General features: G+C 70.4%; 7 protein-coding genes. 4 read left to right on the top strand and 3 right to left on the bottom strand.

Translation table 11 applies throughout. The features are described 5' to 3' along the window. Positions 1-46: 46 nt before the first annotated feature. From ACFWU6_RS14230 to ACFWU6_RS14220, 3 genes are all read right to left on the bottom strand, one after another. Entirely contained in the window at positions 47-1,681 is a 1,635-nt protein-coding gene (locus tag ACFWU6_RS14230) for an ABC transporter substrate-binding protein (protein WP_383798143.1), read from the bottom strand. 454 nt (positions 1,682-2,135) lie between these two features. Continuing rightward, the gene (typA, locus tag ACFWU6_RS14225; RefSeq protein WP_383798146.1) at positions 2,136-4,040 is read right to left on the bottom strand and encodes a translational GTPase TypA; all 1,905 of its coding nucleotides are present in this window, start codon (positions 4,038-4,040) and stop codon (positions 2,136-2,138) included. 374 nt (positions 4,041-4,414) lie between these two features. Next, positions 4,415-6,838 carry an ABC transporter family substrate-binding protein gene (locus tag ACFWU6_RS14220; RefSeq protein ID WP_383981032.1) on the bottom strand — a complete coding sequence of 808 codons (2,424 nt, stop codon included), beginning with the start codon at positions 6,836-6,838 and terminating at the stop codon, positions 4,415-4,417. A gap of 359 nt (positions 6,839-7,197) precedes the next feature. Here ACFWU6_RS14220 and ACFWU6_RS14215 point away from each other — a divergent pair, with 359 nt between their 5' ends. The 4 genes from ACFWU6_RS14215 to ACFWU6_RS14200 all read left to right on the top strand — a co-directional run bounded on the left by ACFWU6_RS14215 (position 7,198) and on the right by ACFWU6_RS14200 (position 11,030). Then, positions 7,198-7,419 (top strand): hypothetical protein, encoded by a 222-nt coding sequence (locus ACFWU6_RS14215; RefSeq protein WP_383798152.1) that lies wholly within the window; start codon positions 7,198-7,200, stop codon positions 7,417-7,419. 110 nt (positions 7,420-7,529) lie between these two features. Beyond that, positions 7,530-8,354 carry a hypothetical protein gene (locus ACFWU6_RS14210; RefSeq protein ID WP_383798155.1) on the top strand — a complete coding sequence of 275 codons (825 nt, stop codon included), beginning with the start codon at positions 7,530-7,532 and terminating at the stop codon, positions 8,352-8,354. Position 8,355: 1 nt separating this feature from the next. Further along, positions 8,356-10,257 carry a fumarate reductase/succinate dehydrogenase flavoprotein subunit gene (locus ACFWU6_RS14205; RefSeq protein ID WP_383981030.1) on the top strand — a complete coding sequence of 634 codons (1,902 nt, stop codon included), beginning with the start codon at positions 8,356-8,358 and terminating at the stop codon, positions 10,255-10,257. Further along, entirely contained in the window at positions 10,254-11,030 is a 777-nt protein-coding gene (locus tag ACFWU6_RS14200) for a succinate dehydrogenase/fumarate reductase iron-sulfur subunit (RefSeq protein ID WP_383981028.1), read from the top strand. The genes ACFWU6_RS14205 and ACFWU6_RS14200 overlap by 4 nt, the downstream gene beginning before the upstream one ends. Positions 11,031-11,162: the final 132 nt, after the last annotated feature.

Here is an 11,162-nt window from a genome sequence, read left to right as displayed (position 1 = left end):
TCCCCGCCGGCCCACATCCGTTTCGAGCGGAATTACGCGCTGGGACTTACTTCTTGACCTCGACGTCCTCGATGATCGGGTCGCCGTCCTGGGCGTACTTCACGTTCTGGACCTTCTCCGAGTAGCCCGCGTTGACCTTGTAGTACCAGAGCGGGATGGAGGGCATGTAGTTGACGAGCTCCTTCTCGATGGCCTGGTAGGCCTTCACGGAGTCGTCCAGGCTCGCGGCGGTGTCGGCCGCGGCGATCTTCGCGTCGAGGTCCGCGTTGGTGAAGCCGCCCTGGTTGCCGCTGGCGCCCGTACGGAACAGGTCGCTGACGAAGTTGGCGTTCACCGGGTAGTCGAGGACCCAGCCGGAGCGGTAGATCGACTTGACCTGCTTGGACTTGCGGGCCTGGAGGTCGGCCTGGAAGTCCGGCTTGGCGTCACCGGTGCACTTGACGCCGGTGGCCTGGGTGATGCTGTTGCAGACCGCCTCGACCCATTCCTTGTGACCGCCGTCCGAGTTGAACTGGATGGAGATCTCGTTGTTCGGAACGCCGCCGCCCTCGGCGATGAGCGCCTTGGCCTTCGCGGCGTCGAACTTGGTGACGTCACCGGTGGCGTTCGGCGTGTAGCCGAGGACGCCCTTGGCGACCCAGCCGGTGGCGGGCTCGCGGGTGCCCTGGAGCACCGTCTTGGTGATGGTGTCGCGGTCGATCGCCATCGACAGGCCCTGGATGACCTTCGGGTCGACCGGCTTCGGGGTCTTCCACTGGTCGGCGTAGAACGCGATGGCCAGCGTCTGGACGGCGGAGTACGCCTGGTCCACGGCGCGGTCGCCGAGGTCGGCGCGGTAGACCGGGAGGTCCTTCGGGCCGATGGTGCGCAGGACGTCGACGTTGCCGGACTTCAGGTCCTCGTAGGCGGTCTCGACGGTGGAGTAGTTCTTGAGGACCACACCGCCGTTCTTCGCCTTGTTCTCGCCCTTGTAGTCGTCGAAGCGGGTCAGCTCGATCTGCTTCTTGTGCTCCCAGGACTTGAACTTGTACGGGCCGTTGCCGACCGGCTTCTCACCGGCGGCCGCGGGGTCCTTGTAGAAGGACTCCGGCAGCGGGGAGAAGACCTCGTAGCCGAGCTTGTACGCGAAGTACGGGACCGCGTTCGCGAGCTCGATGGTGAAGGTGTTCTCGTCGACGACCTTCAGGCCCTCCATCGCGGTGCCGGCGGGCTTGGCGCCCTCGGCCTCGGGGTGGACGGTCTCGAAGCCCTTGATGTCCGCGAACCAGGACGCGTTGCCCTGCTTGTTGTCGATGTTCGCGGCCCAGTTCCAGGCCTTGACGTACGAGTCGGCGGTCACCTTGGTGCCGTCGTGGAACGTCCAGCCCGACTTCAGCTTGACGGTCCAGAGCTTGCTGTCCTTGGACTCGACGGACTCGGCGTTGACCATGGTCAGCTTGCCGTCGGCGTCGTAGTCGACCAGCTGCGAGAACAGCCCCGACATGGCGATGGAGCCGTTGGACTCCATCGTGTCGGCCGGGTGGAGGAGCTTCTCCGGCTCGCCCACCTCGATCGAGTAGATACCGTTCGGGTCAACCTCACCCTTGGCGGCGTCGCCCTTGTCGCCACCGCCGCAGGCGGTCGCTGCCAGGGCGACGACAATCGCGCCCGCTACCCACTTGGCGCTCTTGGCACCGCGCATGGGTTTCCTCCTCATGAGTCCACTGTCGAATGTGAGGGGCACGGAGACGTTTCGCCGACACCCCTGACGGCGATAGGAAACAAGTGCCCCGAGTGTGCTCGTGAGTCGACGCTCCCCACGGCGTGTGACCCATTGACCCGAGCTCAATGGAGCCATCCTCAAGGACACCCAGGCCGTAAACCACACTTGCGTGGTCTCGTTTTCGCAACATCATCACATGTCGAAAACCCGATATCCGGACAAACGGATAGGAGACAGACACGTGCGAAACGGACGGTTAGCTCATCTTCCGGAGTGTCACGGTCGGTATGCGGACATCAGAACGCAACAATCCGTTTGACAGACGTCTACAGCCCCGCCCGCCACGGAGTCCGTGACGGGCGGGGCTGCAGGGTTTTGCCACTGTTTCGACCACCGCCGGAGCCGCTCGCGCGGCGCCGGGGTGACGCGGGTGCTACTTGCCGGACTTGGCGCGCGACGCGGTGCGCGAACGGTCCTTCTGGTCCAGGACGACCTTGCGGATGCGGACCGCCTCCGGGGTCACCTCGACGCACTCGTCGTCGCGGCAGAACTCCAGGGACTGCTCCAGGGAGAGCTTGCGCGGCGGCACCACGTTCTCGGTGTTGTCCGCGGAAGCCGCACGCATGTTGGTGAGCTTCTTCTCCTTGGTGATGTTCACGTCCATGTCGTCGGAGCGCGAGTTCTCGCCGACGATCATGCCCTCGTACACCTCGGTGCCGGGGTCGGTGAACAGGACGCCGCGCTCCTGGAGGTTGATCATCGCGAACGGCGTGACCGAGCCGGCGCGGTCGGCGACCAGGGAGCCGTTGTTGCGGGTCACCAGCGGGCCGAACCACGGCTCGTGGCCCTCGTGGATCGAGTGGGCGATACCGGTGCCGCGCGTGCCCGTCAGGAACTCCGTACGGAAGCCGATGAGGCCGCGCGACGGGACGACGAACTCCATGCGGACCCAGCCGGAGCCGTGGTTCGACATGTTGTCCATGCGGCCCTTGCGGACGCCCATGAGCTGCGTGACGGCGCCCATGTGCTCCTCGGGGACGTCGATGGTCATGCGCTCGACCGGCTCGTGCACCTTGCCGTCGATGACCTGCGTGACCACCTGCGGCTTGCCGATGGTCAGCTCGAAGCCCTCGCGGCGCATCTGCTCGACCAGGATGGCCAGCGCGAGCTCACCGCGGCCCTGGACCTCCCAGGCGTCGGGACGCTCGGTGTCCAGGACGCGGAGCGAGACGTTGCCGACGAGCTCGCGGTCGAGGCGGTCCTTGACCTGGCGGGCGGTGACCTTGCGGTCCTTGACCGCGGACTTGGCGTCCGCGCCCTTGCCGCTGCCGCCGCGGCCGACCATCGGGGAGGTGTTCGTGCCGATGGTCATGGAGATCGCCGGCTCGTCGACCGAGATCAGCGGAAGCGCGATCGGGTTCTCCGGGTCGGCCAGGGTCTCGCCGATCATGATGTCGGGGAAACCGGCGACCGCGCAGATGTCACCCGGGCCCGCCACCTCGGCCGGCTTGCGGGTGAGCGCCTCGGTCATCATCAGCTCGGTGATGCGGACGTTGGAGATGGTGCCGTCACGCTTGATCCACGCGACGGTCTGGCCCTTGCGGAGCTCACCCTGCTCGACGCGGACCAGGGCGATGCGGCCGAGGAAGTTGTCGGCGTCCAGGTTGGTGACGTGGGCCTGGAGCGGGGCCTCCTCGTCGTACACCGGGGCGGGGACGTGCTCCAGGATGGTGGAGAAGAACGGCTCCAGGCTGTCGCTGTCCGCGGGGACGGTGCCGTCCTCCGGCTTGGTCAGCGACGCGACGCCGTCACGGCCGCAGGCGTAGACGATCGGGAACTCGATCTGCTCCTCGTCCGCGTCCAGGTCCAGGAAGAGGTCGTACGTCTCGTTGACGACCTCGTCGATCCGGGAGTCCGGACGGTCGGTCTTGTTGATGCAGAGGATGACCGGCATCTTCGCCTGCAGGGCCTTGCGCAGGACGAAGCGGGTCTGGGGCAGCGGACCCTCCGAGGCGTCCACCAGCAGGACGACCGCGTCCACCATCGACAGGCCGCGCTCGACTTCACCACCGAAGTCGGCGTGGCCGGGGGTGTCGATGATGTTGATCGTGATGGGCGCCCCGCCGTCCTTGGGGTGGTACTTCACCGCCGTGTTCTTGGCGAGGATCGTGATGCCCTTCTCACGCTCCAGGTCGTTCGAGTCCATCATGCGGTCGTCGAGGTGCTGGTGGGCGGCGAAGGCACCGGCCTGCTTGAGCATGGCATCGACGATGGTCGTCTTGCCATGGTCGACGTGGGCGACGATGGCGACGTTACGGATGTCGTGGCGCGTGGGCACTTCGGCGCTTCTCCCGGGATCGTGGATGGCGTCGCGTACGGCCTGGCACGCGCGCCTCGACCGGGCGAAAACCTGCCACGGCCTTACCCCATCCTACGTCGCGCAGCGGGAACTGGCTGCCGGGGGGTCTGTCAAGGGGCCGGACGAATGAGGGCGGCCGAGGGCGGGGTGGGGAGCCTCGACCGCCGTACCGGCCTGTGTTCATGCGGGTCAACGGGTATGCACGACCTTGCCCGCCGGGGGTCCGGCGGGCAAGGAACTTGAGTCACATCTGAGCTTGCGACCCGCCGGTCAACCTGTCTGGAACCGGTTTGTCACCACTTCTTCTCCGCCATGGACCGGTGGCCCCCGCCCGGATTCACCGGTTCACCCGTTCACCGCTTCTTCCCGTCCTTGGCGGCCGCCGGCTTCTTCCAGCCGATGTCCTGGAACCGGGGCGCGGCCAGACCGAAGGCCCCGGCGTTGACCAGGCTCGGCTTCGCCGCCACCAGCTCGGGCCGCTGGTAGAGGGGGATGGAGCCGGCCGCGGCCCAGATCCGGGCGTCCGCCTTGCGCACCAGCTCCCGCGACTGGTCCTCGTCCAGTTCGCCGACGGCCTGGTCGAAGAGCTGGTCGATGTGGTCGGTGCCGACCCGGGTGTAGTTCTGCTCGACGAGGAGCGAGCCGTCCGCGGCCGGCTCCGGCTTGGCGAAGATCGGCCGGGCGTCGGTGGCCGGGTAGGCGGTGGCGGGCCACGAGTAGAGCGCCAGGTCGTACTGGCCCGAGGCGATGTGGTCCTTGAAGAAGCTCTCGTCGGCCACCTTGGTGATCTCGGTGCGCACGCCGATCTTCTGCAGCATCCGGCCGATCCGCTCGCCGACCGCGCGCAGCGGTTCGGAGCCGGGCCCCGCCGGGAGGACGAAGCGGAGGCTCAGCGCCCTGCCGTCCTTGGCCAGCACGGAGCCGGAGGTGCGGGACGCCTGCTCGGCCGGACGCGGGGAGGCCGTCTCCCCGTCGGCCGCCTCCGTGTCCCCGTCGGCCGCCTCCGCCGCCGCGCCGTCGAGGGCCGGGCTGCGCTTGCCGTCGTCCTCCTCCTCCCCCGCCGCCGCGGCCTGCGTCAGCAGCGAGGCCCGCTGCTCGGCCGCGAACGGGGCCGGGGCCAGGACCGGGGAGGGCCCGTCCGGCTCCGCGCCCCGGGCGATGGCGTCCGCGTCGACGACCTCGCCGTCGGGGGCGTGCCGCGGGTCCTCGGCGACGAGGCCGTCGCCGCTGTACCGGCTGGGGCCTTCGGGACGGATGCCGGGCACGGACTGCCGGTCGGTGTTGCGGCCGTCGTCGCCCACGATGTACAGGCCGTCGTTCCCGGTGCCCGGGCCCGCCGGGGTCTTCGCGTCGTCCTGCTTGGCGCCCTGGGGGCCCGCCTTGGCCCCGGCCGGCTCGGTGATCTTGCCGTCCCGGCGCCAGCCGGCGTCCGCCAGCAGGGCCTGGGCCGCCCGGGTGTCCTGGCCGCCCAGGGCCTCGCTGTTGTCGGCGTACGCCCGCTGCCCGGCGAGGGCCACGTGGCTGCCGACGGGCTTCGCCGGCAGGCCCAGCGGCTTCAGCACGATCTCGGCCAGCGCCGTGCGGTCCAGGGCCCGGGCGATGGCCCGGCGCACGCGCTCGTCCGAGAGCGGTCCGGAGGCGCCGTTCATCGCGAGCTGGGTGTAGGACGGCTCCAGGGACTTGCGGACGGCGAAGGTCCGCAGGGCCGCCTGCTCCTGCGCGTACCTCTTGACCGCCGCGGCGGTCTTCTCGCGGGTCTCCGCCTCCGCCGCGGCCTCGGCCTCGTCCGCGCCGAAGGCCCTCGCCCACGACAGGGTGGCCTGGGCCGCGGTCAGCGAGGCGCCCGGCCCGTGCGCCGGGGCACCGCCCGATCCGGCGCCGTTCGATCCGGCGCCGCCCTTGCCGGAGGCGTCCCGGCGGGCCAGCGCGATCCGCTCGGCGCCCGCACGGTCGATGTCGGCCAGGTCGACCTTCCCGGACGCCAGCGCGGCCGGCCGCTCGGCCCGCGGCACCGCCGTCAGGACCATCGAGTCGAGCTTGGCCGCCTGCCCCCACCAGCGTGCGTTGCGGGTCAGGGTCGCGGTGCCGGTCCTCTTGTCGATCGCCCCGAGGTCGAAGGGGCCCGCGGTGACCTTGAGGGCACCCCGGGCACCCTCGTTGAAGGCGTCCGGGGTGCCGGTGACCTGCTTGGGGTAGAGCGGCGTGAACAGGGAGCGCCAGTCGGTGTACGGCTTGGCGAAGGTGACCTTCACCTCCAGGTCGGTCTTGCCCCGCTCGATCTTCTCGATCCGGTCGTAGCCCGCGTTGCGGGCCGTCCAGTACGCCGAGTCCTTGCCGTTGAGGGCCCGCCACTGCGCCAGGAAGTCGGCGGCGCCGATCTCGCGGCCGTCGCTCCACACCGCCTGCTGGTTCAGCTTGTACAGGACCACCTGCTTGGGCTCGCGCTCGACGACCTCGGCCTTCTCCAGGTAGTCGGGATTGGCCGCCGGCCGCCCCTTGGCGTCCAGCACGAAGAGCTGGGGCAGCACCGCCCCCGCGATCCGGTTGGTCGTGGCGTCCGCGTCGGCCTGGAAGGTGTTCAGCGTGACGGGGAGGGCGTCCACCGCCCAGCGCAGCACACCCCCGTCGGCGACCCGGTCGCGGGCGGTCGCGGCGATGTCCGGCCCTGCGGCGGCCTTGCCGCCCTCGTCGTCACCCGCGCCGCAGCCCGTGAGCAGCGGCAGTGCGAGGACTCCCGAGGTCAGGAGCGCCAAGGACCTGCGCCTTCTCTGGGACATGGGTGGTACCTCCGGGGCGGGGCGTGGGGGAGCATGATCACGTTTGGCGGTATATGGAGCTGATCACACCGGTTGCCGAACCCCACTGAAATCCACGGCCCGCCGGACCCCCCGCAGCCGCCTCGCGCCACGCCGCGAACCCCACCCGTGCGGACCAATCCGGCTTGCGCGCCACCCGCGCCCCCTCGGACGGGGGAGGGCGGCGGGAAGGGGAGCGGGGTTCCGGCCGGAGCGCACACTTCACGCCTGCGCGCCCGCAATCGATGCACGTCCCTTCACAACCGGGGACGGGAGGCGCGACACTCGCAGGCGCACATGAGCGTTGCCACCGCACCCCCGCGGAAGTGAGGGCAGGAATCATGTCCCAGCACGACGATCTGAGCGCCGTACGGCGCAGCCTGGACGAGCTGACCCGCAAGGTCGAACGGCTGGAGCGGCAGGCCGGCCGGCAGCGGCCCGCGGGCCCGGCCGAGCCGGACCCGTCCCGGATGGTGACGGTCCCGGACACCCCGTACGACAGCACGCTGTGGACCGACTCCGACGACGAGGGGCTCGGCGCCCGCGACCGCCGCGCCCCCTGACGCCGTCCCGCCACGGCCCCGCGCGCAGACCCGCACCCCATCGGGCCGCGGCCGCCCCCCGGCGGCCGGGCCTCCTGGGCCACCCCTCATCACTCCACCCGGAGTCCCCTTTGGCCACAGGCACGGAACCACCCCAGCAGCGGCCCACCGGCGTCCACGGCGCCTCCCGGGCCGCGATCGGAGCCCGGCACCTGCGGACCGACCGGTGGTGGCTGGCCCCCGCCGGCACCGCGGCCGGGCTGCTCGCCTTCATCGTCTACTCGTCCTGGCGGGCCTTCGCCGACTCCCGGTACTACGCGGCCCCGTACGTCTCCCCGTTCTACTCCCCGTGCCTCGCGGAGAACTGCCGGGAGATGCGCGGCGGGCCCAACTGGGCCCTGTTCGGCGACTGGTGGGGCCTCTCCCCCGCCCTGCTGATCCTGATCTTCCCGCTCGGCTTCCGGCTGACCTGCTACTACTACCGCAAGGCCTACTACCGGGGCTTCTGGGCCTCGCCGCCCGCCTGCGCCGTGGCCGAACCGCACGCCAGGTACACGGGTGAGACCCGCTTCCCGCTGGTCCTCCAGAACCTGCACCGGTACTTCTTCTACGCCGCGGTCCCGGTCGCGGGCATCCTCACGTACGACACCGTGCTGACCTTCCGCGACGAGCACTACGCGTGGGGGCACATGGGCCTCGGGACGCTGCTGTTCGTCGTCAACATCACGCTGATCTGGGCGTACACGCTGTCCTGCCACTCCTGCCGGCACATCATGGGCGGCCGCCTCAAGCACTTCTCCGAGCACCCGGTCCGCTACCGCCTGTGGGGCTGGATCAGCCGCCTCAACTCCCGCCACATGCAGCTGGCGTGGGCCTCGCTGATCAGTGTGGCCCTGTCCGACTTCTACGTGTACCTGTTGGCCGGCGGCGCCTTCACCGACCCGAGGATCTTCTGAGATGGCCCAAGTGGAACGGCAGCAGTGGGACGTGGTCGTGGTCGGCGCGGGAGGCGCCGGGCTGCGCGCCGCGATCGAGGCCCGCGAGCGCGGCGCCCGTACGGCCGTGATCTGCAAGTCCCTCTTCGGGAAGGCCCACACGGTGATGGCGGAGGGCGGCATCGCCGCCTCCCTGGGCAACGTCAACGAGGGCGACAACTGGCAGGTGCACTTCCGCGACACGATGCGGGGCGGCAAGTTTTTGAACCAGTGGCGGATGGCGGAGTTGCACGCGAAGGAGGCGCCGGACCGGGTCTGGGAGCTGGAGACCTGGGGCGCCCTCTTCGACCGCACGCCCGACGGGCGGATATCGCAGCGCAACTTCGGCGGCCACGAGTACCCGCGCCTCGCGCACGTCGGCGACCGCACCGGCCTGGAGCTGATCCGGACCCTCCAGCAGAAGATCGTGCAGCTCCAGCAGGAGGACTTCAAGGAGTACGGGGATTACGAGGCCCGGCTCAAGGTCTTCCAGGAGTGCACGGTCACCAGGGTCCTGAAGGACGGGGAGAAGGTGTCCGGCACCTTCTGCTACGAGCGCGAGAGCGGCCGCTTCTTCGTGCTGGAGGCCCCGGCGGTGGTCCTGGCCACGGGCGGCATCGGCAAGTCCTTCAAGACCACCTCCAACTCGTGGGAGTACACGGGCGACGGGCACGCGCTGGCCCTGCTGGCCGGGGCCCCGCTGCTGAACATGGAGTTCGTGCAGTTCCACCCCACGGGCATGGTCTGGCCGCCGTCGGTGAAGGGCATCCTCGTCACCGAGTCGGTGCGCGGCGACGGCGGGGTGCTGCGCAACTCCGAGGGCAGGCGCTTCATGTTCGACTACGTCCCGGACGTCTTCAAGGAGAAGTACGCCGAGTCGGAGGAGGAGGGCGACCGCTGGTACGAGGACCCGGACCACAACCGGCGTCCCCCCGAGCTGCTCCCCCGCGACGAGGTGGCCCGGGCCATCAACTCCGAGGTGAAGGCGGGCCGCGGCTCCCCGCACGGCGGGGTCTTCCTGGACGTGTCCACGCGGATGTCCGCGGAGCGGATCAAACGGCGGCTGCCCTCCATGTACCACCAGTTCAAGGAGCTGGCGGACGTGGACATCACCGCGGAGGCGATGGAGGTCGGCCCGACCTGCCACTACGTCATGGGCGGGATCGCGGTCGACTCGGACACGGCCGCCACGGTCGGGGTGCCGGGGCTGTTCGCGGCGGGCGAGGTCGCGGGCGGGATGCACGGCTCGAACCGGCTCGGCGGGAACTCCCTGTCCGACCTGCTGGTCTTCGGCCGGCGGGCCGGCCTGTACGCCGCCGGGTACGCCGCCGCCGATGCCGGGCGCCCGGCCGCCTCCCAGGCGCAGATCGACGCGGCCGCCGCGGAGGCCCTGGCCCCCTTCCGCGCCCCCGAGGGCGCGGAGAACCCGTACACGCTCCACCAGGAGCTCCAGACGGCCATGAACGACCTGGTCGGGATCATCCGCCGGGAGGGCGAGATGGCCGAGGCGCTGGAGCGGCTCGCGGGCCTGCGCGTACGGGCCTCCCGGGCCGGTGTGGAGGGGCACCGGCAGTTCAACCCGGGCTGGCACCTGGCGCTGGACCTGCGCAACATGCTGCTGGTCGGCGAGTGCGTGGCCCGCGCGGCCCTGGAGCGCACCGAGAGCCGGGGCGGGCACACCCGCGAGGACTGCCCGGCAATGGAGCGGAGCTGGCGCCCGGTGAACCTGCTGTGCCGTCCGGTGGAGCCCGCCCCGGCGGACCCGGCGGCCGACCGGATCGCCCTCGTACGCACCCGCACGCAGCCCATCCGTCCCGACCTGCTCGCACTGTTCGAGAAGGAAGAGCTGGTCAAGTACCTCGCCGAAGAGGAGCTCCACGAGTGACTACCTACGACGCACGCTTCCGGATCTGGCGGGGCGACGCGGAGGGCGGCGAGCTGCGGGACTTCACCGTCGAGGTGAACGACGGCGAGGTGGTGCTGGACATCGTCCACCGGCTGCAGGCGACGCAGGCCCCGGATCTCGCGGTGCGCTGGAACTGCAAGGCGGGCAAGTGCGGCTCGTGCAGCGCGGAGGTCAACGGCCGGCCGCGGCTGATGTGCATGACGCGGATGTCCACCTTCGAGAGGGAGGAGACGGTCACCGTCACCCCGCTGCGGGCCTTCCCGGTGATCCGGGACCTGGTCACGGACGTGTCCTTCAACTACGCCAAGGCACGGGAGGTCCCCGCCTTCGTGCCGCCCGCGGGGGTGGCGCCGGGCGCGTACCGGATGCGGCAGGTGGACGTGGAGCGCTCGCAGGAGTTCCGCAAGTGCATCGAGTGCTTCCTGTGCCAGGACACCTGCCACGTGGTCCGTGACCACGAGGAGAACAAGACCGTCTTCGCGGGCCCCCGCTTCCTGATGCGGGTGGCGGAGCTGGACATGCACCCGCTGGACGCGGCGGCGGAGGTGGGCCTGGACCGCAAGCGCACGGCGCAGGAGGAGCACGGGCTCGGGCTCTGCAACATCACCAAGTGCTGCACGGAGGTCTGCCCCGAGGGAATCAAGATCACCGACAACGCCCTGATCCCGCTGAAGGAGCGGGTGGTGGACCGCTCGTACGACCCGCTCGTCTGGCTCGGCAACAAGATCGGCAGGCGCTCGGGCCCTGCGTAGCGGGCACCGGGCACCAGCGGAACCGGGGGCCGTCCGCGGTCCCCGGCTCCGCGTGCGGCGGCAGGAATCCGCCCATACCCTCCGAATTGTGATTCCGCCGAGAAGCAGGACGCCGAGACGCACCGCCGCGGA

Origin of the sequence: Streptomyces sp. NPDC058674 (genome assembly GCF_042716505.1) — a bacterium.
Lineage (GTDB): Bacteria > Actinomycetota > Actinomycetes > Streptomycetales > Streptomycetaceae > Streptomyces.
This window is presented reverse-complemented; position numbering and strand designations above follow the sequence as displayed.